General features: G+C 71.3%; 20 protein-coding genes. 17 read left to right on the top strand and 3 right to left on the bottom strand.

Annotated elements, in window-relative coordinates; genetic code table 11:
- Positions 1-33 precede the first annotated feature (33 nt).
- Both ACZ7HQ_RS37970 and ACZ7HQ_RS37965 read left to right on the top strand, forming a co-directional pair.
- Positions 34-609: an HdeD family acid-resistance protein gene (locus ACZ7HQ_RS37970; RefSeq protein WP_470999959.1), complete on the top strand. Its 576-nt coding sequence runs from the start codon at positions 34-36 to the stop codon at positions 607-609.
- A 204-nt stretch (positions 610-813) separates the two neighbouring features.
- On the top strand, positions 814-1302 hold the full coding sequence (locus ACZ7HQ_RS37965; protein WP_471000047.1) for an ATP-binding protein: 489 nt from the start codon (positions 814-816) through the stop codon (positions 1300-1302).
- 229 nt (positions 1303-1531) lie between these two features.
- Here ACZ7HQ_RS37965 and idi read toward each other — a convergent pair whose 3' ends face one another.
- The 3 genes from idi to galE all read right to left on the bottom strand — a co-directional run bounded on the left by idi (position 1532) and on the right by galE (position 4400).
- Positions 1532-2125 (bottom strand): isopentenyl-diphosphate Delta-isomerase, encoded by a 594-nt coding sequence (idi, locus tag ACZ7HQ_RS37960; RefSeq protein WP_470999957.1) that lies wholly within the window; start codon positions 2123-2125, stop codon positions 1532-1534.
- Positions 2126-2333: 208 nt separating this feature from the next.
- Positions 2334-3275: a cation diffusion facilitator family transporter gene (locus tag ACZ7HQ_RS37955; RefSeq protein ID WP_470999955.1), complete on the bottom strand. Its 942-nt coding sequence runs from the start codon at positions 3273-3275 to the stop codon at positions 2334-2336.
- A 153-nt stretch (positions 3276-3428) separates the two neighbouring features.
- Positions 3429-4400: a UDP-glucose 4-epimerase GalE gene (galE, locus tag ACZ7HQ_RS37950; protein ID WP_470999953.1), complete on the bottom strand. Its 972-nt coding sequence runs from the start codon at positions 4398-4400 to the stop codon at positions 3429-3431.
- Between the two features lie 379 nt (positions 4401-4779).
- Here galE and ACZ7HQ_RS37945 point away from each other — a divergent pair, with 379 nt between their 5' ends.
- The 15 genes from ACZ7HQ_RS37945 to ACZ7HQ_RS37875 form a co-directional block, all read left to right on the top strand.
- Positions 4780-6558, top strand: coding sequence for a DUF5941 domain-containing protein (locus tag ACZ7HQ_RS37945; protein WP_470999951.1), 1779 nt, complete (start codon positions 4780-4782; stop codon positions 6556-6558).
- A complete protein-coding gene (locus tag ACZ7HQ_RS37940) occupies positions 6555-7307 on the top strand; it encodes a phosphocholine cytidylyltransferase family protein (protein ID WP_470999949.1) in 753 nt (250 codons plus the stop codon). Before ACZ7HQ_RS37945 ends, ACZ7HQ_RS37940 begins: the two co-directional genes overlap by 4 nt.
- Positions 7295-8356 carry an iron-containing alcohol dehydrogenase family protein gene (locus ACZ7HQ_RS37935; RefSeq protein WP_470999947.1) on the top strand — a complete coding sequence of 354 codons (1062 nt, stop codon included), beginning with the start codon at positions 7295-7297 and terminating at the stop codon, positions 8354-8356. Before ACZ7HQ_RS37940 ends, ACZ7HQ_RS37935 begins: the two co-directional genes overlap by 13 nt.
- Positions 8334-9113 carry a CDP-alcohol phosphatidyltransferase family protein gene (locus ACZ7HQ_RS37930; RefSeq protein ID WP_470999945.1) on the top strand — a complete coding sequence of 260 codons (780 nt, stop codon included), beginning with the start codon at positions 8334-8336 and terminating at the stop codon, positions 9111-9113. Before ACZ7HQ_RS37935 ends, ACZ7HQ_RS37930 begins: the two co-directional genes overlap by 23 nt.
- A 5-nt stretch (positions 9114-9118) precedes the next feature.
- Positions 9119-9991, top strand: a complete 873-nt coding sequence (locus ACZ7HQ_RS37925) for a glycosyltransferase family 2 protein (RefSeq protein WP_471000045.1) — start codon at positions 9119-9121, stop codon at positions 9989-9991.
- A 92-nt stretch (positions 9992-10083) separates the two neighbouring features.
- Positions 10084-11013 carry an ABC transporter permease gene (locus ACZ7HQ_RS37920; RefSeq protein WP_470999943.1) on the top strand — a complete coding sequence of 310 codons (930 nt, stop codon included), beginning with the start codon at positions 10084-10086 and terminating at the stop codon, positions 11011-11013.
- Between the two features lie 79 nt (positions 11014-11092).
- A complete protein-coding gene (locus tag ACZ7HQ_RS37915) occupies positions 11093-11839 on the top strand; it encodes an ABC transporter ATP-binding protein (RefSeq protein ID WP_471000043.1) in 747 nt (248 codons plus the stop codon).
- Positions 11840-12199: 360 nt separating this feature from the next.
- The gene (gene hpnC / locus ACZ7HQ_RS37910; protein WP_470999941.1) at positions 12200-13096 is read left to right on the top strand and encodes a squalene synthase HpnC; all 897 of its coding nucleotides are present in this window, start codon (positions 12200-12202) and stop codon (positions 13094-13096) included.
- Positions 13093-14055, top strand: a complete 963-nt coding sequence (gene hpnD / locus ACZ7HQ_RS37905) for a presqualene diphosphate synthase HpnD (RefSeq protein WP_470999939.1) — start codon at positions 13093-13095, stop codon at positions 14053-14055. The genes hpnC and hpnD overlap by 4 nt, the downstream gene beginning before the upstream one ends.
- A gap of 193 nt (positions 14056-14248) precedes the next feature.
- Positions 14249-15682 carry a hydroxysqualene dehydroxylase HpnE gene (hpnE, locus tag ACZ7HQ_RS37900; protein WP_470999937.1) on the top strand — a complete coding sequence of 478 codons (1434 nt, stop codon included), beginning with the start codon at positions 14249-14251 and terminating at the stop codon, positions 15680-15682.
- Positions 15682-16818, top strand: a complete 1137-nt coding sequence (locus ACZ7HQ_RS37895; RefSeq protein ID WP_470999935.1) for a polyprenyl synthetase family protein — start codon at positions 15682-15684, stop codon at positions 16816-16818. The genes hpnE and ACZ7HQ_RS37895 overlap by 1 nt, the downstream gene beginning before the upstream one ends.
- 118 nt (positions 16819-16936) lie before the next feature.
- Positions 16937-18961, top strand: coding sequence for a squalene--hopene cyclase (gene shc, locus ACZ7HQ_RS37890; RefSeq protein ID WP_470999933.1), 2025 nt, complete (start codon positions 16937-16939; stop codon positions 18959-18961).
- A gap of 1 nt (position 18962) precedes the next feature.
- Positions 18963-19607: a phosphorylase family protein gene (locus ACZ7HQ_RS37885; protein WP_470999931.1), complete on the top strand. Its 645-nt coding sequence runs from the start codon at positions 18963-18965 to the stop codon at positions 19605-19607.
- Positions 19608-19612: 5 nt separating this feature from the next.
- A complete protein-coding gene (hpnH, locus tag ACZ7HQ_RS37880; protein WP_470999929.1) occupies positions 19613-20635 on the top strand; it encodes an adenosyl-hopene transferase HpnH in 1023 nt (340 codons plus the stop codon).
- A gap of 4 nt (positions 20636-20639) precedes the next feature.
- Positions 20640-20923: flavodoxin-dependent (E)-4-hydroxy-3-methylbut-2-enyl-diphosphate synthase (locus ACZ7HQ_RS37875; protein WP_470999927.1), on the top strand; the 284-nt coding region annotated here is incomplete at its 3' end.

Genomic DNA, 20923 nt, shown 5'->3' with positions numbered 1-20923 from the left:
GGGTGACAAACGGAGGTGACCTAGGAGGCGGTGATGATGAGAGTCGGCACCCACAAGCCCAAGGACAAGGTGGCGAAGTTGCGCCACGGTTTCGGCTGGCTCGCCGCACTCGGCGTGATCCTCGTGCTCGCCGGGCTCGTCGGACTCGTCTACACCGGCGTCGCCACGCTCACCTCGATGCTGCTGTTCGGCTGGCTGCTGCTGATCGGCGGGATTGTCGGCCTCCTGCACGCGGTCCAGGCCCGGGGCACGAGCTTCTTCTGGCTCGGCGTCATCGTCGCCGCCCTGAACATCGCGGCCGGCGTCATCGTCATCCGGCTGCCGCACGCGGCGGCCGCCGCCCTCACCATGTTCGCCGCGCTGCTGTTCCTCACCGCGGGCCTCTTCCGGCTGGTCGGCAGCGTGATCGTGCGTGGTCCGCAGTTCGGCTGGACGCTGCTCCTCGGCGTCTTCGACCTGCTGCTCGGGATCCTGGTCCTCGGCCACTGGCCGAGCAGCAGCCAGTACGTCATCGGCGCCTTCTTCTCGCTCGCCCTGCTCTTCGACGGCCTCGGCCTCGTGGCCACCGGCTACGGCGGGCGCCGTGTCGTCGGGCTCGTCTCGGAGTAGCGGCACTCAAACCCGTACGAGCTGATTAGTTCGGGAACCGACGTCCGGGCGACAGGAACAGGTCCCACAGGTGACGGTGTCATACTCACTCGGTCAGGAACCGCTCGATACCTGCTGACTTGTGTTCAGGTACGAGGTCCGCGGCGGATCGTTACCAACACTCGACGTGTGGTGACAATCGAGCGCGAGGGTGGCGACCGGACGATGGACAACCACGGGCGCGGGGACGGCCCGCGCCCAGAGGCCGTACGGCCGCCCGATCCACTGCCGTACGAGGGCGTCTGGCGGTTCACCGCCGCCGCGGTGGACGCCTCGGTCCCGCAGGCCCGGCACGCGGTACGGGACCTGCTGCTGCGCCAGGGCGTGCCGGTCTCCGACGAGCTGGAGTACGGCCTGCTGCTGATCGTCTCCGAGCTGGTCACCAACGCGGTGCGGCACGCGGCGCTGCTGTCGCCGATGCTGGCCGTGGAGGTCGCCGTCGGAGCCGAGTGGGTGCGGGTGTCCGTGGAGGACAACCACCCCTACCGTCCGACCGCGCTGGAGGCCGACCACGGCCAGACCGGCGGCCGGGGCCTGCTGCTGGTCCGCGAGGTGGCGCGGGAGGCGGGCGGCATGGTCGACGTGGAGCACACCGCGAGCGGCGGCAAGGTGATCTGGGCCGCCCTGCCGTTCAAGCCGACGGCGCTGCCGTAGGAGCGGCTCGGGCCCCGCGCCGCCGCAGAGCCGACCCGAGCCCGTGCCGCGGAGCCGCTCATTCGGTGACGCCGCTGCAGGTGCCGCCGACGCTCCGCAACGCCGCCGCAGATTCACTCAAGCGGGTGACGCCCCCGGAACAGCTGTCACGCTCGCGGCGTTGCCCATGGAGCCGCTCACGCCCGCAGCGCTGCCGTAGCAGCCGCTCAGGCCCGTGCCGCGGAGCCGCTCACCAGCCGGCGGACGGGCCCGTCAGTTCCCTGATCGCCGGACGGGCCGCGTCCAGGACGGTCATGAACCAGGCCGAGAACGGATCGCAGGCGTGCCGCGCCGCCAGCTCGGCCGCCGTCACGAAGGCCGTGTCCCCGACCTCCTCCGGGTCCACCGCGAGCGGCGCCTGCACCAGGCCCACGAACAGATGGTTGTACTCCTGCTCGACCAGGCCCGAGGCGGGGTCCGGGTGGTTGTAGCGGACCGTGCCCGCCTCCGCCAGCAGCGAGGGGGACACGCCCAGTTCCTCGAACGTGCGCCGGGCCGCGGCGGCGAACGGCGACTCGCCCGGGTACGGGTGGCCGCAGCAGGTGTTGGACCACACGCCGGGGGAGTGGTATTTGCCGAGCGCCCGCTGCTGGAGCAGCAGCCGGCCCTGTTCGTCGAAGAGGAACACCGAGAACGCGCGGTGCAGCTGTCCCGGCGGCTGGTGGGCGGCGAGCTTCTCCGCCGTGCCGATCGTCACACCCTTCTCGTCGACCAGTTCCAGCAAAATCGCCTCTGCGGTGCCATTCGACGAGCTGTGCGTCGCGGTGGCAGGTGTGATCGGCATACCCATCCTTCGCCTCGGTCTTCGCACCCCAAGTCTGCCGTACGAATCCGGCACTCCCGGCACTTCCCGGCACGTCCGCGCGCGTGGCGACACCGGAAGTGGGACCCGGTAGATCATCGTGCCCGGTCAGGCGATCACGGAACCGTCCGGGGCGGGTGTCGAACTCACGTTCGCACCCCGTCGGTTCGGGTCCGCCTGCCCCGTGCCGTCAGTGGCACAGCCGTGCCTCGTGCTCCGCGTGCCCGACCGGCTCCAGCTGGAAGGTGCAGTGCTCCACGTCGAAGTGGTCGCCGAGGCAGCCCTGCAGCTCGTGCAGCAGCTTCTCGTGGCCGATGGCGCTGAGTACGTCCGAGCGGACCACCACGTGGGCCGACAGCACCGGCATGCCGGAGGTGATCGTCCAGGCGTGCAGATCGTGCACGTCCTCCACGCCGTCCAGCGCCAGGATGTGCGCCCGCACCTCGGCCATGTCGACGTTCTTCGGGGCCGCCTCCAGCAGCACGTCCAGCGTCTCGCGCAGCAGCTTCAGCGTCCTCGGCACGATCATCAGGCCGATGACCAGCGAGGCCACCGGGTCGGCGCCCTGCCATCCGGTGGTCAGGATCACCGCAGCGGAGATCAGCACCGCCAGCGAGCCCAGCGCGTCCGCGGCGACCTCCAGGAAGGCCCCGCGCACGTTCAGGCTCTCCTTCTGCCCGCGCATCAGGAGAGTCAGCGAGATGCTGTTCGCGACCAGGCCGATGAGTCCGAACACGACCATCAGGTCGCCACGGGTCTGTGCGGGCGTCACGAAGCGCTGGGCCGCCTCGTACAGGACGTATCCGCCGACACCGAGCAGCAGCAGGCAGTTGGCCAGGGCGGCGAGGATCTCGGCGCGGGCGTAACCGAAGGTGCGGTTGGTGCTCGCCGGGCGGTTGGCGAAGTGGATCGCCAGCAGGGCCATGCCGAGGCCCACCGCGTCGGTCGCCATGTGGGCCGCGTCCGCGATCAGCGCGAGCGAGTCCGCGACCAGACCGCCGACGATCTCCACGACCATGATCGTGAGCGTGATCCCCAGTGCGATCCGCAGCCGGCCCCGGTACGCGGCCGCGGCCGTACCCGTGGCCGGCGCATGCGTGTGCGCGTGCCCGTGGTCGTGCCCTGCCCCCATGAGAACCGCCCTTCCGTAGCCGTCCGGCAGGGCCCAGTGAACTACGGGTGGGGGGTATCGGGCAACGCGGCACTGAACACCGTTGTCATGTGCCCTGACCTGCTAAAACGTTCCGCAGGTCAGGGCGGGTACGCCTCCCCGCCACGGCACGCCTCACCTGCCGTGGTGCAGCTGCCAGCCCTGCCAGGCCGACTCCACCATCTCGCGCACCCCGCGCCGGGCCCGCCAGCCCAGCTGCCCGGCGGCCCGCTCGGCCGAGGCGACCGCACGGGGCGCGTCCCCGGGCCGGCGCCCCTGCACCACCGGTTCCCGGCGGTCCCCGGTGACCTCCCCGATGAGGGAGACCAGCTCGCGCACCGAGACACCCTCGCCCCGCCCGATGTTCAGCGTCAGATCTCCGGACAGGTCTTGGCCGGCGAGCCGCCGGGCCGCCGCGAGGTGGGCCTCGGCGAGGTCGGCGACATGGATGTAGTCCCGGATGCAGGTGCCGTCCGGCGTGGGGTAGTCGTCGCCGAAGATCCTCGGCGCCTCGTCACGGGTGAGCCGGTCGAACACCATCGGCACGATGTTGAACACGCCCGTGTCCGCAAGCTCCGGCGCCGCCGCGCCCGCCACGTTGAAATAGCGCAGACAGACCGTGGAGATTCCGTGTGCCCTTCCGGCCGCCCGCACCAGCCACTCCCCGGCCAGCTTGGTCTCGCCGTAGGGGTTCACCGGCGCGCACGCGGTGTCCTCGGTGATCAGGTCCACGTCCGGGTTGCCGTACACCGCCGCCGACGAGGAGAACAGCAGGCGGTCGATCCCCGCCTCGGCGACCGCGTCCAGCAGGGTGGCGAGGCCGCCGACGTTCTCCCGGTAGTAGCGGGTGGGCTGGGCCACCGACTCGGCGACCTGCTTGCGCGCGGCGAGGTGGACGACGCCCGTGACCCCGTACTCCGCGAAGACCCGCTTGAGCAGGTCCCCGTCGAGCGTCGAACCCGCGACCAGCGGGACCTCGGCCGGGAGCCGCTCGGGCACCGCGGCCGACAGGTCGTCCAGCGCCACGACGCTCTCCCCGGCGCCGGCCATGGCCCGTGCCACGTGCGCCCCGATGTATCCGGCTCCGCCGGTGATCAGCCACGTCATGGTCGTCCACCCTATGCGGAGCCGTCCCGGTGGTGCGGGTGCCGGGGGAGAGGGCGATGCCCGAGGCGGGGTGCCGGGTGCCGGGTGCCGGGTGCCGGGTCCGGGGCGCGGGTGGCCGGCCGCGCGGTTCCCCGCGCCCCTTCGGGGCGCTTCGCCCGGGTCTGCGTCCACGGGTTTGTGGGCCGGCCCCCGGATCACCGATGATGATCGCGGCAAAGGCCGGGGCAGCCCCCGTGGGCCGGGCCGTGAACGGCCGGTGAACACGGTCTCCCGCCCATCCGATAGCCTCTGCCGACATGCCGCCCGGGTGCCACAGGCAGGGCGCCCCACCACGTGAGAGACCGGCGCCCGCGCGCCGGCACCCAGGGAGTGAGTTCGGTTGCCGACCGCCATCGTCACCGGTCAGCCGGTCCCCGGATCGTTGCTCGAGAACGATCTGCGGTCGCTCGGCTTCGACGTCCGGGTGGCAGCGGACGCCGCCGAGACCGAGGCGCTGCTGGCCGCCGCTCCGGCCGCCGACCGCGTGGCCCTCGTCGACGCCCGCTTCGTCGGACACCCGCACGCGCTGCGCCTCGGCCTGACCGACCCGCGCTTCCCGCTCTCCGCGATCCCCGGTGCGGTCACCGCCCAGCCGGCCGCCCGGCAGGCGGTGACCCGGGCCCTGGCCCGCGAGACCTCGGCCGGCGGCGGCACCGCGCTGGCCGTGGACAGCCTCGCCGACCGGATCGTCGCCGCCCTCGACACCGACGGCTGCGAGGTGCACCAGCCCGAGCTGGGCAGCCTGGTCGCCGCCGTCCCCGCCGACCCGCAGGCGCGCAACGAGGCGCGGCAGGCCGTCGCCGCCGTCGACGACGAGGCCGTACGCCTGAAGTCGGCCGTGAAGTCCCGCGACGGGTTCTTCACCACCTTCTTCATCAGCCCGTACTCGCGCTACATCGCCCGCTGGTGCGCCCGCCGCGGCCTGACCCCGAACCAGGTCACGACCGCCTCGCTGTTCACCGCCCTGATCGCGGCGGGCTGCGCGGCGACCGGCACCCGCGGCGGCTTCGTCGCGGCCGGCGTGCTGCTGATCGCCTCCTTCGTGCTGGACTGCACCGACGGCCAGCTCGCCCGCTACGCCCTGAAGTACTCCACGCTCGGCGCCTGGCTCGACGCGACCTTCGACCGGGCCAAGGAGTACGCCTACTACGCCGGCCTCGCCCTCGGGGCGGCCCGGGGTGGCGACGACGTGTGGGCCCTCGCCCTCGGCGCGATGATCCTGCAGACCTGCCGGCACGTGGTCGACTTCTCCTTCAACGAGGCCAACCACGACGCCACCGCCAACACCAGCCCCACCGCCGCCCTCTCCGACAAGCTGGACAGCGTCGGCTGGACGGTGTGGCTGCGGCGGATGATCGTGCTGCCCATCGGCGAGCGCTGGGCGATGATCGCGATCCTGACGGCGGCCACGACCCCCCGCATCACCTTCTACGTCCTGCTCATCGGCTGCGCCTTCGCGGCGACGTACACCACGGCCGGTCGCGTGCTGCGCTCGGTGACGCGGAGGGCGCAGCGGACGGACCGGGCGGCGCAGGCGCTGGTGGACCTGGCCGACAACGGCCCCGTCTCCGCCCTCGTGATCCGCCTCACGCGCAACCTCCCCAGCGCCCCGCTCCCGGTGGCGCTCGCGGGTGTGGCCGTCCTTGCCCTGAGCCTCTTCGCCGGGGACCCCGTCGTCGGTGCCGCCGTCTACGCCGCCACCTCCGGCTGGGCGCTGTGCCGCCCCCTCAAGGGCGCTCTCGACTGGCTGATCCCGCCGCTCTTCCGCGCCGCCGAGTACGGCACCGTCCTCGTCCTCGCCGGTAAAGCCGGGGTGAACGGCGCCCTCCCCGCGGCTTTCGGCCTGGTGGCCGCCGTCGCCTACCATCACTACGACACGGTGTACCGCATCCGCGGCAACGCCGGAGCGCCCCCGGCCTGGCTGGTGCGTGCCATCGGGGGGCAGGAGGGGCGGACGCTGCTCGTCACCGTCCTGGCCGCGGTGCTCACCGCCTCGCAGTTCACGACCGCGCTCACGGTCCTCGCCGTGGCCGTCGCCCTCGTGGTGCTCGTCGAGAGCATCCGCTTCTGGGTGTCCGCTGGGGCGCCCGCCGTACACGACGAAGGAGAACCCGCATGATCGGCCTCGTGCTGGCGGCCGGCGCCGGACGGCGTCTGCGCCCCTACACCGACACCCTGCCCAAGGCGCTGGTGCCGGTGGGGCCCGCGGGCATAGAGGACTCGATCACGGTGCTCGACCTGACCCTCGGCAACTTCGCCGAGATCGGGCTGACCGAGGTCGCGATCATCGTCGGCTACCGCAAGGAGGCCGTGTACGAGCGCAAGGCGGCCCTGGAGCAGAAGTACGGCCTCAAGCTCACCCTCATCGACAACGACAAGGCCGAGGAGTGGAACAACGCCTACTCCCTGTGGTGCGGCCGTGACGCCCTCAAGGACGGCGTGATCCTCGCCAACGGCGACACCGTCCACCCCGTCTCCGTCGAGAAGACGCTGCTCGCCGCGCGTGGCGAGGGCCGCCGCATCATCCTGGCCCTGGACACCGTCAAGGACCTGGCCGACGAGGAGATGAAGGTCGTCGTCGACCCCGAGAAGGGCATGACGAGGATCACCAAGCTGATGGACCCGGCCGAGGCGACCGGCGAGTACATCGGCGTGACCCTGATCGAGGGCGACGCCGCCCCCGAGCTGGCCGACGCGCTGAAGACGGTCTGGGAGACCGACCCGCAGCAGTTCTACGAGCACGGGTACCAGGAGCTGGTCGACCGCGGCTTCCGGATCGACGTGGCACCGATCGGCGACGTCAAGTGGGTCGAGATCGACAACCACGAGGACCTCGCCAAGGGACGGGGGATCGCGTGCCACTACTGACCCGGCTGATTCCCTCGCCGGTCGTCGTGGACATCCGCCCGGGCGCCCTGGACGACCTGGCCTGTGTCCTCGCCGACGAGCGCATCGCGCAGTCCGGCCGGCTCGCCGTCGCCGTCAGCGGCGGCTCCGGCTCGAAGCTGCGCGAGCGCATCGCCCCCTCGCTGCCCGGCGCCAGCTGGTACGAGGTCGGCGGCGGCACCCTCGACGACGCCATCCGGCTGGCCGGCGAGATGAAGTCCGGCCACTACGACGCCGTCGTCGGCCTCGGCGGTGGCAAGATCATCGACTGCGCCAAGTTCGCCGCGGCGCGCATCGGCCTGCCCCTGGTCGCCGTGCCGACGAACCTCGCGCACGACGGCCTGTGCTCGCCGGTCGCGACCCTCGACAACGACGCGGGCCGCGGCTCCTACGGTGTGCCGAACCCGATCGCGGTCGTCATCGACCTGGACGTGATCCGCGAGGCCCCGGCCCGCTTCGTCCGGGCCGGTATCGGCGACGCCATCTCCAACATCAACGCGGTCGCGGACTGGGAGCTGTCCAACCGTGTCAACGGCGAGAAGATCGACGGTCTCGCCGCCGCCATGGCCCGCCAGGCCGGGGAGGCGGTGCTCAGGCACCCCGGCGGCATCGGCGACAACGACTTCCTCCAGGTGCTCGCCGAGGCACTGGTCCTCAGCGGCATCTCGATGTCGATCTCCGGTGACTCCCGCCCGTCCTCCGGCTCCTGCCACGAGATCAACCACGCCTTCGACCTGCTGTTCCCCAAACGGGCGGCCGCCCACGGCGAGCAGTGCGGACTCGGCGCGGCCTTCGCGACGTACCTGCGCGGGGCGCACGAGGAGTCGGTCCACACGGCCGAGGTGCTGCGCCGGCACGGGCTTCCGGTGCTGCCGGAGGAGATCGGCTTCACCGTGGACGAGTTCGTCCGCGCCGTGGAGTTCGCTCCCGAGACCAGGCCCGGCCGCTACACGATCCTCGAACACCTCGACCTCAAGACGAACCAGATCAAGGACATCTACGCCGACTATGTCAAGGCCATCGGTAGCTGAACTCCGTCCGGTCGTCCACCCCGCGGGGGTGAAGGACCGGCGCAGCGGTGAGCACTGGATGGGACGCCTCTACATGCGTGAGGTGTCCCTGCGGGTCGACCGCTACCTGGTGGGCACCAGGGTCACGCCCAACCAGCTCACGTACCTGATGACCGTCTTCGGCGTGCTCGCGGCCCCGGCACTCCTGGTGCCGGGGATCTGGGGCGCCGTGCTCGGCATGGTGTGCGTCCAGATGTACCTGCTGCTGGACTGCGTCGATGGCGAGATCGCGCGCTGGAAGAAGCAGTACTCGCTGAACGGGGTCTACCTGGACCGGGTCGGCGCCTACCTCACCGACGCCGCCGTGCTCGTGGGCTTCGGGCTGCGCGCCGCCGACCTGTGGGGCGGCGGCCGTATCGACTGGCTGTGGGCCTTCCTCGGCACGCTGGCCGCGCTCGGCGCCATCCTCATCAAGGCCGAGACCGACCTGGTCGGAGTCGCCCGCCACCAGGCCGGCAAGCCCCCGGTCAAGGAGGCGGCCGCCGAGATGCGCACCTCCGGCATGGCGCTGGCCCGCCGGGCCGCCGCCGCGCTGAAGTTCCACCGGCTGATCCTCGGCATCGAGGCGTCCCTGCTGATCCTCGTCCTGGCGGTCGCCGACCAGGTGCGGGGCGACCTGTTCTTCTCCCGGCTGGGTGTCGCGGTGCTGGCCGGCATCGCCCTGCTGCAGACGCTGCTGCACCTGGTGTCCATCCTCGCCTCGAGCAGGCTGAAGTGAGTGCCATGAAGGTCGGCGCCGTCATCATCACGATGGGCAACCGGCCCGAGGAGCTGCGAGTCCTGCTGGACTCGGTGGCCAAACAGGACGGCGACCGGGTGGAGGTGGTCGTCGTCGGCAACGGCTCGCCCGTCCCGGACGTTCCCGAGGGCGTACGGACCGTCGAGCTGCCCGAGAACCTGGGCATCCCCGGCGGCCGCAACGTCGGCACGGAGGCCTTCGGGCCCAGCGGCCGCGATGTCGACATATTGCTCTTCCTCGACGACGACGGCCTGCTCGCCCGGCACGACACCGCGCAGTTGTGCCGTGAGGCGTTCGAGGCCGACCCCGAGCTCGGCATCATCAGCTTCCGTATCGCCGACCCCGAGACCGGCGAGACCCAGCGCCGCCACGTGCCCCGGCTGCGCGCCTCCGACCCGATGCGCTCCTCGAGGGTCACCACCTTCCTCGGCGGCGCCAACGCCGTACGCACCCGGGTGTTCGCGGAGGTCGGCGGGCTGCCGGACGAGTTCTTCTACGCCCACGAGGAGACCGACCTGGCCTGGCGGGCCCTCGACGCCGGCTGGATGATCGACTACCGGTCCGACATGGTGCTGTACCACCCGACGACCGCGCCCTCGCGGCACGCGGTCTACCACCGCATGGTCGCCCGCAACCGCGTGTGGCTGGCCCGCCGCAACCTCCCCGCGCCCCTGGTCCCCGTCTACCTCGGCGTCTGGCTGCTGCTCACCTTGCTGCGCCGCCCCTCCGGACCGGCCCTGAAGGCCTGGTTCGGCGGCTTCAAGGAGGGCTGGACCACCCCGTGCGGCCCCCGCCGCCCGATGCGCTGGCGCACGGTGTGGCGGCTCACCCGGCTGGGTCGTCCTCCCGTGATCTGACCGACCCGGCTGGGCCGTACTCCGGCGATCTGAGAAGCTTCTCTTACCTGAAGAGAGCAAGTTCTTACCCGAGAGAGTCCGGATTTCCACTCGTGAGTCACACAACGCATGACGGCGGTGTCGCGGTGAGCGCGATACCGTCGCCCGACGAGGGACTGACGGCGGCGCAGCTCGCCGCCAAGTACGGGCTCGCCGTGAGCGGCGCCCGGCCCTCGCTGCCCGAGTACGTCCGCCAGCTGTGGGGGCGGCGCCACTTCATCCTCGCCTTCTCCCAGGCGAAGCTGACGGCGCAGTACAGCCAGGCCAAGCTCGGCCAGCTCTGGCAGGTGGTGACACCGCTGCTCAACGCGGGCGTGTACTACTTCATCTTCGGCGTGATCCTGCACGCGAGCCGCGGTCTGCCCCAGAACGTGTACATCCCGTTCCTGGTCACGGGTGTGTTCGTGTTCACCTTCACGCAGAGCTCGGTCATGTCGGGCGTCCGCGCGATCTCCGGCAATCTGGGGCTGGTACGCGCCCTGCACTTCCCGCGCGCCTCGCTGCCCGTCTCCTTCTCGCTGCAGCAGCTCCAGCAGCTGCTGTTCTCGATGATCGTGATGTTCGTCGTGGCGATCGGCTTCGGCAGCTACCCGAGCGCGTCCTGGCTGCTGATCGTGCCGGTCCTGGTGCTGCAGTTCCTCTTCAACACCGGGCTCGCGCTGATCGTGGCCCGCATGGGCGCCAAGACGCCGGACATGGCCCAGCTGATGCCGTTCGTCCTGCGCACCTGGATGTACACCTCCGGCGTCATGTTCTCCATCAACAAGATGATGGAGGGCCGCTCCGAGATCGCGGTCCGGCTGCTGCAGGTCAACCCGGCCGCGGTCTACATGGACCTGATGCGCTACGCGCTGATCGACGGCTACGGCGCCTCGAACCTGCCGCCGCACGTGTGGGTCATCGCACTGTTCTGGGCCGTGGTCGTCTTCGCCGGCGGCTTCGTGTACTTCTGGAAGGCGGAGGAGAGGTACGGCCGTGGCTGAGCAGAACACCGAGCGGAACACCGAGCAGAGCACCGGACAGAACACCGAGCAGTACGCCGGGGAGCGCCGCCCCACCGTCATCGCGGACGACCTGCACATCGTCTACCGGGTCAACGGCGCCAGGACCGGCAAGGGCAGTGCCACGGCCGCGCTGAGCCGGATCCTGAAGCGAGGCTCCGACGACGCACGCGGGGTACGCAAGGTGCACGCCGTGCGCGGGGTCTCCTTCGTCGCCTACCGCGGCGAGGCCATCGGTCTGATCGGCTCCAACGGCTCCGGCAAGTCCACGCTGCTGCGCGCCATCGCCGGCCTGCTCCCCGCCGAGAAGGGCAGGGTCTACACCGACGGCCAGCCGTCGCTGCTCGGCGTCAACGCGGCCCTGATGAACGACCTGACCGGCGAGCGGAACGTCATCCTGGGCGGTCTCGCGATGGGGATGTCCCGGGAGCAGATCAAGGAGCGCTACCAGGACATCGTCGACTTCTCCGGCATCAACGAGAAGGGCGACTTCATCACCCTGCCGATGCGCACGTACTCCTCGGGCATGGCGGCCCGGCTGCGGTTCTCCATCGCCGCCGCGAAGGACCACGACGTCCTCATGATCGACGAGGCGCTCGCCACCGGTGACCGCAAGTTCCAGAAGCGCTCCGAGGACCGCATCCGGGAACTGCGCAAGGAGGCTGGAACGGTCTTTCTCGTCAGCCACAACAACAAGTCGATCCGCGACACCTGCAACCGCGTCCTGTGGCTGGAGCGAGGGGAGCTGCGTATGGACGGACCGACCGAAGAGGTTTTGAAGGAGTACGAGAAGTTCACGGGCAAGTAGTCCGTTTCGGACAGGGCCCTGCCGGAAACCGTCCGGCGGGGTCCCGCGTCTGTAAAGGAACCGTCAACTCCGGCTGCGGTAAGGAATCTTGGAACCAATCGGTGTGTTGTTGTGATGCGCAGGACACCCCGACGGACCTCGCTGCGTTGTACAACGTAAGCTGTACCAGTGCCGGAAAGCGGCAAGTGGGGCGATAATGCGCGACACCCTGCGCCGGGGCGCCCCCGCTAATTGCCGGGCGGCGTGTCCGAAATAGTGTGTATTGGGTCGGCAGTGTAGAACGGGAGATGTGACGGCAATGGCTACGGAAACTCCCCAGCTCAACGCAGCATGTGCCGTCCCCGCCGCGGGCAGCGCCCGATGACGGCCACCGAGACGGCGCCGGACCTGGAGCGCGCCACCCTGGGCAAGGCCACGAGCGAGAACTTTCCCGTGGCGCCCTTCTTCCTGCCCCGGGCGTGGCGCGACGACCTCATGGCCGTCTACGGCTTCGCACGCCTGGTCGACGACATCGGCGACGGCGATCTCGCCCCGGGCGGAGCCGACGCCCGGATGCTCGGCGTGTCGCCGGCCGAGGCCGAGGACCGCCTGGTCCTCCTGGACGCGTTCGAGGCCGACCTGCGCCGGGTCTTCGACGGCACCCCGCGCCATCCGCTGCTGCGCCGGCTGCAGCCCACCGTCCGCCGCCGCTCCCTCACCCCCGAGCCCTTCCTCGGCCTGATCGCCGCCAACCGCCAGGACCAGCTCGTCACCCGCTACGAGACCTACGACGACCTCCTCGCCTACTGCGAACTGTCCGCCAACCCCGTCGGCCGCCTCGTCCTCGCCGTCACCGGCACCTCGAGCCCCGAGCGGATCCGGCTGTCCGACGCGATCTGTACCGCGCTGCAGATCGTGGAACACCTCCAGGACGTCGCCGAGGACCTCGGCCGCGACCGGATCTACCTCCCGGCCGCGGACATGAAGCGCTTTCACGTCCAGGAAACGGATCTCTCCGCGAAAACCGCGAGCGCATCGGTGCGCACCCTGGTTGCATACGAAGCACAACGCGCCCGCGATCTGTTGAATGAAGGCGCCCCCCTGGTGGGTAGCGTCCACGGCAGACTGAAGCTGCTGCTCGCAGGGTTCGTGGCGGGGGGAAGGGCGGCGATCGGCGCGATCGCCGCCGCCGAATACGACGTACTTCCCGGCCCGCCCCGATCCGGCAAGGTCCAGTTGCTGCGTGAGGCGGGCGTGATCCTGCGAGGAGAGGGGTGATCCGGACCGTGGATTCTCCGTCGCACGTGTCCGCACCGGTACTCGCCGCCTACAGCTACTGCGAGGCCGTCACCGGGCAGCAGGCCCGCAACTTCGCCTACGGCATCCGCTTGCTGCCCACGCCCAAGCGCCGCGCCATGTCGGCGCTGTACGCGTTCTCCCGGCGCGTGGACGACATCGGCGACGGCGACCTGGCCGGCGAGGTGAAGCTGAAGCGGCTCGAGGACACCAGGGCGCTGCTCGCCCGGGTCCGGGAGGGCGGGGTGGAGGAGGACGACACCGACCCGGTCGCCGTCGCCCTCGCCCACGCGGCACGCGCTTTCCCGATCCCGCTCGGCGGCCTCGACGAACTGATCGACGGCGTCCAGATGGACGTGCGCGGCGAGACCTACGAGACCTGGGACGACCTGAAGGCCTACTGCCGGTGTGTCGCCGGTGCCATCGGCCGTCTCTCGCTCGGCGTGTTCGGCACCGAACCGGGAGCGCGCGGCGCCGAGCGCGCGTCCGAGTACGCCGACACGCTCGGCCTCGCCCTGCAGCTCACCAACATCCTCAGGGACGTCCGCGAGGACGCGGCCGGCGGCCGTACCTACCTGCCCTCCGACGACCTCGCCAAGTTCGGCTGCTCGGCCGGTTTCGACGGGCCGACGCCACCGGAGGGCTCCGACTTCGCGGGCCTCGTGCACTTCGAAGTGCGGCGGGCCCGCGCCCTTTTCGCCGAGGGCTACCGGCTGCTCCCCATGCTCGACCGGCGCAGCGGCGCCTGCGTGGCCGCCATGGCCGGCATCTACCGCCGGCTGCTGGACCGCATCGAGCGCGAGCCGGAGGCCGTGCTGCGCGGCCGGGTCTCGCTGCCCGGGCGCGAGAAGGCCTACGTCGCCGTACGCGGCCTGTCCGGCCTGGATACCCGGCATGTGACCCGCCACGTCTCCCCGCGGTCCGCCAGGAGGCGCGCCTGATGGACCTCACCGAACGAGGAGACACGGGCGAGGCAACCCTCGGCAGCGACGTGGCGTCCCTGACAGCGACGGCCGACCGTGCAGGCGGCCCGGACAGGCGCGGGGAACCGCGCGATCAGCCACGACGGGCCCGCAGACGACCGACGGCCCGTCACGGCACGGCCCGCGGAGCGCTCGCACGGAAGGACGCACCATGAGCGACGGCTCCCGCCCCGCACCGGCGCACGGCACCGCGGAGCCGGAAGGCGCCGCAGGCCGCCGCGCCGTCGTGGTCGGCGGCGGGCTCGCCGGGATCACCGCGGCGCTCGCGCTCGCCGACGCGGGCGTCCGTGTCACCCTGCTCGAAGGCAGGCCCAGGCTGGGCGGGCTCGCCTTCTCCTTCCAGCGCGGCGAACTGACCGTCGACAACGGCCAGCACGTCTACCTGCGCTGCTGCACCGCCTACCGCTGGTTCCTGGAGAGGATCCGGGGCACGGCGCTGGCACCGCTGCAGGACCGCCTGGACGTGCCCGTCGTGGACGTCGCCAAGCCCGAGGGCAGACGGCTCGGCCGGCTGCGGCGCGACCCGCTGCCCGTCCCCCTCCACCTGGGGCGCAGCCTGGCCACCTATCCGCACCTCTCGCTCGCCGAGCGCGCCGCGGTCGGGCGGGCCGCGCTCGCGCTGAAGGGGCTCGACCTCGCCGATCCGGCCCTGGACACCCAGGACTTCGGCAGCTGGCTGGCCACGCACGGCCAGTCGGCGCGCGCCGTCGAGGCCCTGTGGGACCTGGTCGGGGTCGCCACCCTCAACGCGGTCGCGGGCGACGCCTCGCTGGGGCTCGCCGCGATGGTGTTCAAGACCGGTCTGCTGTCCGACCCGGGCGCGGCCGACATCGGCTGGGCCCACGTGCCGCTGGGCGAACTGCACGACCGGCTGGCCCGCAAGGCGCTCGACTCCGCGGGCGTCCGTACCGAGGTCCGTACACGCGTCACCTCCGTCTCTACCAACGAGAACGGCGCCTGGAGCGTTCAGGTTCCCGGCGAGCGCATCGAAACCGACGCGGTCGTCCTCGCCGTACCCCAGCGCGAGGCCCACGACCTGCTGCCGCCCGGGGCCCTCGACGCGCCCGAGCGGCTGCTGGGGATCGGCACCGCGCCGATCCTCAACGTCCATGTCGTCTACGACCGCAAAGTGCTCGCGCGCCCCTTCTTCGCGGCCCTCGGCACCCCCGTGCAGTGGGTCTTCGACCGCACGGACGCCTCCGGCCTCGCCGAGGGCCAGTACCTCGCGCTCTCCCAGTCGGCCGCGCAGACGGACATCGACCTGCCGGTCGCCGAACTGCGCGAGCGCTACCTGCCCGAGCTGGAGCGGCTGATCCCGGGTACCCGCGGCGCCGTGGTGTCGGACTTCTTCGTGACCCGGGAGCGCACGGCCACGTTCGCCCCCACCCCGGGCGTCGGGCGGCTGCGGCCCGGCGCCCGCACCAAGGCCCCCGGCCTGTACCTGGCCGGAGCGTGGACCGCCACCGGGTGGCCCGCGACCATGGAGAGTGCGGTCCGCAGTGGAGTGAGCGCGGCCGATGCCGCGCTGAGCGCCCTGGGCCGGCCCCGCCCCCGCCACCTCTTCGAGTTCGAGGAGGCGGCCTGATGCTCGATCAGCACGGCCCGGCAGGCCCCCGCACCCCCGGCACCGCAACAAGAGGAGAGACTGTGCCCACTGTTCCCCCGGCCTCGACGCCCGCTCGGGAGACCGCGGTGGACGTGACCGCGCTCCTGGAGCGCGGGCGGACCCTGGCCACACCGGTCCTGCGTGCGGCCGTCGACCGGCTGGCGTCTCCCATGGACACCGTCGCCGCCTACCACTTCGGCTGGATCGACGCAGCCGGCAACCCGGCCGACGGCGACGGCGGCAAGGCCGTGCGTCCCGCGCTCGCCGTGCTCTCCGCCGAGGTCACCGGCGCCGCGCCGGAGGTGGGCATCCCCGGTGCCGTGGCCGTCGAACTCGTCCACAACTTCTCGCTGCTGCACGACGACCTGATGGACGGCGACGAGCAGCGCCGGCACCGCGACACCGTCTGGAAGGTGCACGGCCCCGCCCAGGCCATCCTGGTCGGCGACGCCCTGTTCGCCCTCGCCAACGAGATCCTGCTGGAGCTCGGCACGGTGGAGGCCGGCCGTGCCACCCGCCGGCTGACCACCGCCACCCGCGCCCTGATCGACGGTCAGGCGCAGGACATCTCCTACGAGCACCGCGACCGGGTCAGCGTCGAGGAGTGCCTGGAGATGGAGGGCAACAAGACCGGCGCGCTGCTCGCCGCCTCCAGCTCCATCGGCGCGGTTCTCGGCGGCGCGGACGACGCCACCGCCGACGCGCTGGAGAAGTACGGCTACCACCTCGGCCTCGCCTTCCAGGCCGTCGACGACCTGCTCGGCATCTGGGGCGACCCGGAGGCCACCGGCAAGCAGACCTGGAGCGACCTGCGCCAGCGCAAGAAGTCGCTGCCGGTCGTCGCCGCGCTCGCGGCCGGCGGCCCCGCCTCCGAGCGGCTCGGCGAGATCCTCGCCGCGGACGCCAAGAGCAGCGATTTCGAGAACTTCTCCGAGGAGGAGTTCGCGGCCCGCGCGGCCCTCATCGAGGAGGCCGGCGGCCGCGCCTGGACGGCCGAGGAAGCGCGCCGCCAGCACACCGTCGCCATCGAGGCCCTCGACGCCGTCGACATGCCCGCGCGGGTGCGTGACTCCTTCACGGCGCTCGCCGACTTCGTCGTCGTACGAAAGAGATGATCCCTATCGGTCGAACACACCTCGCGTAGTCGCCGGCCGGTGCCGCAGGATGGTGCGGACACCGGCCGACGGCGGACCCACAGCAGCACGACTCGCACGACTGCACGAAGGGGAAGCCATGACAGCGACGACCGACGGAAGCACCGGGGCGACTGTGCCGTCCCGAGCTGCCGCGGCCAGCGACACCACCCTCACCACCCCCGAGACGGCCGGGGTACAAGAAGCCGCCGCTCGCGCCGCCCGGCGCGCCACCGACTTCCTGCTCGCGCGGCAGGACGCCCAGGGCTGGTGGAAGGGCGACCTGGAGACCAACGTCACCATGGACGCCGAGGACCTGCTGCTCCGCCAGTTCCTGGGAATCCGCGACGAGCACACCACGCGGGCCGCCGCCAGGTTCATCCGCGGCGAGCAGCGCGAGGACGGCACCTGGGCCACCTTCTACGGCGGGCCCGGCGAGCTGTCCACCACCATCGAGGCGTACGTCGCCCTGCGTCTGGCCGGTGACGCGCCCGACGAGGCGCACATGGCGAAGGCATCCGCCTGGATCCGCGAGCGCGGCGGTATCGCCGCCGCCCGGGTCTTCACCCGGATCTGGCTCGCCCTTTTCGGCTGGTGGAAGTGGGAGGACCTGCCCGAACTCCCGCCGGAACTCATCTGGTTCCCCACCTGGATGCCGCTCAACATCTACGACTTCGGGTGCTGGGCCCGGCAGACCATCGTGCCGCTGACCGTCGTCTCGGCCGTGCGCCCCGTGCGCCCCGCCCCCTTCCCGCTGGACGAGCTGCACACCGACCCGGCCCACCCGAACCCGGCGAAGCCGCTCGCCCCGGTGGCCAGTTGGGACGGTGCCTTCCAGCGACTGGACAAGGCGCTGCACCAGTTCCGCAAGGTCGCCCCGAAGAGACTCCGCAAGGCCGCGATGAACGCCGCCGCCCGCTGGATCATCGAGCGGCAGGAGAACGACGGCTGCTGGGGCGGCATCCAGCCTCCGGCCGTGTACTCGGTCATCGCCCTGCACCTGCTCGGCTACGACCTCCAGCATCCGGTGATGCGCGAGGGCCTCGCCTCGCTGGACCGTTTCGCCGTGTGGCGCGAGGACGGCGCCCGGATGATCGAGGCCTGCCAGTCCCCGGTGTGGGACACCTGCCTCGCCACCATCGCGCTCGTCGACGCGGGGCTCCCCGTCGACCACCCCCAGCTGGTCAAGGCGGCCGACTGGATGCTCGGCGAGGAGATCGTCCGGCCCGGCGACTGGGCTGTGAAGCGGCCCGGACTCCCGCCGGGCGGCTGGGCGTTCGAGTTCCACAACGACAACTACCCGGACATCGACGACACCGCCGAGGTCGCCCTCGCGCTGCGGCGGGTCCGGCACCACGACCCCGAGCGCGTGGACAAGGCCATCGGGCGCGCGGTGCGCTGGAACCTCGGGATGCAGTCGAGGAACGGCGCATGGGGCGCCTTCGACGTCGACAACACCAGCGCGTTCCCCAACCGGCTGCCGTTCTGCGACTTCGGCGAGGTCATCGACCCGCCGTCCGCGGACGTCACCGCGCACGTCGTGGAGATGCTCGCCGCCGAGGGACTCGCGCACGACCCGCGGGCCCGCCGGGGCATCGACTGGCTGCTGGCCGAACAGGAGCCGGACGGTTCGTGGTTCGGCCGCTGGGGCGTCAACTACGTCTACGGCACGGGGTCCGTCGTACCGGCGCTCACCGCGGCGGGGCTGCCCGGCTCGCACCCCGCGATCCGGCGGGCCGTGGCCTGGCTGGAGGGCGTCCAGAACGACGACGGCGGCTGGGGCGAGGACCTGCGCTCCTACAAGTACGTCAGGGAATGGAGCGGCCGGGGCGCCTCGACCGCCTCGCAGACCGCGTGGGCGCTGATGGCGCTGCTCGCGGCGGGGGAGAAGGACTCCAAGGCCGTCGAACGCGGCATCCAGTGGCTGGCCGGCACCCAGCGGGAGGACGGCACCTGGGACGAGCCGTACTTCACCGGTACCGGCTTCCCCTGGGACTTCTCCATCAACTACCACCTCTACCGGCAGGTCTTCCCGCTCACCGCGCTCGGCCGGTACCTGCACGGCGACCCCTTCGAGCGGGGCCTGCTCACCAGGAAACCGCTGTCCGGGGCCCGGGTGAGCTGAGGTGAGCACCCAGCCCGTCCCGGCCCCGCTGCTGATCGCCTGCGCCCTCGGCATCGAGCACCTCGCCCTGCGCACCGGCGACCAGGGCGGCGGTGCCGGCGGGCCGGTCAGCTTCGTGCGCACGGGCATGGGCCCCCGTGCGGCGGAACGGTCCGTCATCCGGTGCCTGGCCGAAGACGCCCTCACCGAGGCCGCGGTGCTGGCCACCGGATTCTGCGCCGGGCTCGCCCCCGGTATGCACCCCGGCGACCTGGTGGTCGCCGAGGAGACCCGTGACCCGCGCGGCACCGTCGCCTGCGTGGGCACCGAACTGCTCGTCAAGGAACTCGCGCGTCTGCTGCCCGGACGCACCGTCCACACCGGCCCGCTCACCGGCTCCGACCACGTCGTACGCGGTCCCGAGCGGTCCCAGCTGCTCGCGACCGGCGCGATCGCGGTCGACATGGAGTCGGCGGCGACGCTGCTGAGCGCCGTCCGCATCGGTGAGCGGCCGGTTGCGGCCGTACGGGTGGTCGTGGACGCTCCCGAACATGAACTCGTCCGGATCGGGACGGTGCGCGGTGGAATATCGGCTTTCCGCGTTCTTCGTTCCGTTCTTCCCGCATTTTTCGAATGGCACCGTTCCTTGCTGCTCCCCCGGAGGTGAGCCAGATGGCCATGCCGTTGCGTCAGTCCATCAAGGTCGCTACATACCTGGCTGAACAGAAGCTCCGCAGGCGGGACAAGTTTCCGCTGATCGTCGAGCTCGAACCGCTCTTCGCCTGCAACCTCAAGTGCGAGGGCTGCGGCAAGATCCAGCACCCGGCGGGTGTGCTCAAGCAGCGCATGCCGGTCGCCCAGGCCGTGGGCGCGGTGCTGGAGTCCGGTGCGCCGATGGTCTCCATCGCCGGCGGCGAACCCCTGATGCATCCTCAGATCGACGAGATCGTGCGCCAGTTGGTGGCCAAGCGGAAGTACGTCTTCCTGTGCACCAACGCGATGCTGTTGCGTAAGAAGATCGACAAATTCAAGCCCTCTCCCTACTTCGCCTTCGCGGTGCACATCGACGGGCTGCGGGAGCGGCACGACGAGTCCGTGGCGAAGGAGGGTGTGTTCGACGAGGCGGTGGAGGCCATCAAGGAGGCCAAGCGGCGCGGTTTCCGGGTGACCACCAACTCCACGTTCTTCAACACCGACACCCCGCAGACGATCATCGAGGTGCTCAACTTCCTCAACGACGACCTCCAGGTCGACGAGATGATGATCTCGCCCGCGTACGCCTACGAGAAGGCCCCCGACCAGGAGCACTTCCTCGGTGTGGAGCAGACCCGGGAGCTGTTCAAGAAGGCCTTCGCGGGCGGCAACCGCAAGAAGTGGCGGCTCAACCACTCCCCGCTCTTCCTGGACTTCCTCGAGGGCAAGGTCGACTTCCCGTGCACCGCGTGGGCGATCCCGAACTACTCGCTCTTCGGCTGGCAGCGCCCCTGCTACCTGATGAGCGACGGGTACGTGCCGACGTACCGCGAACTCATCGAGAAGACCGACTGGGACAAGTACGGCCGCGGCAAGGACCCGCGCTGCGCCAACTGCATGGCGCACTGCGGCTACGAGCCCACCGCCGTCCTCGCCACCATGGGCTCCCTGAAGGAGTCGCTGCGGGCCATGCGCGAGACCGTCTCCGGAAACCGGGAGTGACGCGATGACCGCCGTCCCCTTGGGTGTTCCCGAGGTGCCGGCCCGGCCGGTCGCACCGCGGCGGCAGTCGCGGCGGATCCACGTCGGGCCGGTGGCAGTCGGAGGCGGGGCCCCGGTGTCGGTGCAGTCGATGACGACGACCCGCACGTCGGACATCGGCGCCACCCTGCAGCAGATCGCGGAACTCACCGCGTCCGGCTGCCAGATCGTCCGCGTCGCCTGCCCCACCCAGGACGACGCCGACGCCCTCGCGACCATCGCGAAGAAGTCCCAGATCCCGGTGATCGC

The sequence above is a fragment of the Streptomyces sp. NPDC037290 genome (assembly GCF_055603245.1).
This window is presented reverse-complemented; position numbering and strand designations above follow the sequence as displayed.

What these genes read in the sequence shown, in the direction of transcription:
- ACZ7HQ_RS37970 (WP_470999959.1), top strand. Translation starts at nt 34, where the DNA reads ATGATGAGAGTCGGCACCCACAAGCCCAAGGACAAGGTGGCGAAGTTG.
- galE (WP_470999953.1), bottom strand. Translation starts at nt 4,400, where the DNA reads ATGACGTGGCTGATCACCGGCGGAGCCGGATACATCGGGGCGCACGTG.
- ACZ7HQ_RS37965 (WP_471000047.1), top strand. Translation starts at nt 814, where the DNA reads ATGGACAACCACGGGCGCGGGGACGGCCCGCGCCCAGAGGCCGTACGG.
- ACZ7HQ_RS37940 (WP_470999949.1), top strand. Translation starts at nt 6,555, where the DNA reads ATGATCGGCCTCGTGCTGGCGGCCGGCGCCGGACGGCGTCTGCGCCCC.
- ACZ7HQ_RS37955 (WP_470999955.1), bottom strand. Translation starts at nt 3,275, where the DNA reads ATGGGGGCAGGGCACGACCACGGGCACGCGCACACGCATGCGCCGGCC.
- hpnC (WP_470999941.1), top strand. Translation starts at nt 12,200, where the DNA reads ATGACGGCCACCGAGACGGCGCCGGACCTGGAGCGCGCCACCCTGGGC.
- hpnH (WP_470999929.1), top strand. Translation starts at nt 19,613, where the DNA reads ATGGCCATGCCGTTGCGTCAGTCCATCAAGGTCGCTACATACCTGGCT.
- ACZ7HQ_RS37895 (WP_470999935.1), top strand. Translation starts at nt 15,682, where the DNA reads ATGCTCGATCAGCACGGCCCGGCAGGCCCCCGCACCCCCGGCACCGCA.
- ACZ7HQ_RS37925 (WP_471000045.1), top strand. Translation starts at nt 9,119, where the DNA reads ATGAAGGTCGGCGCCGTCATCATCACGATGGGCAACCGGCCCGAGGAG.
- hpnE (WP_470999937.1), top strand. Translation starts at nt 14,249, where the DNA reads ATGAGCGACGGCTCCCGCCCCGCACCGGCGCACGGCACCGCGGAGCCG.
- ACZ7HQ_RS37930 (WP_470999945.1), top strand. Translation starts at nt 8,334, where the DNA reads ATGTCAAGGCCATCGGTAGCTGAACTCCGTCCGGTCGTCCACCCCGCG.
- shc (WP_470999933.1), top strand. Translation starts at nt 16,937, where the DNA reads ATGACAGCGACGACCGACGGAAGCACCGGGGCGACTGTGCCGTCCCGA.
- idi (WP_470999957.1), bottom strand. Translation starts at nt 2,125, where the DNA reads ATGCCGATCACACCTGCCACCGCGACGCACAGCTCGTCGAATGGCACC.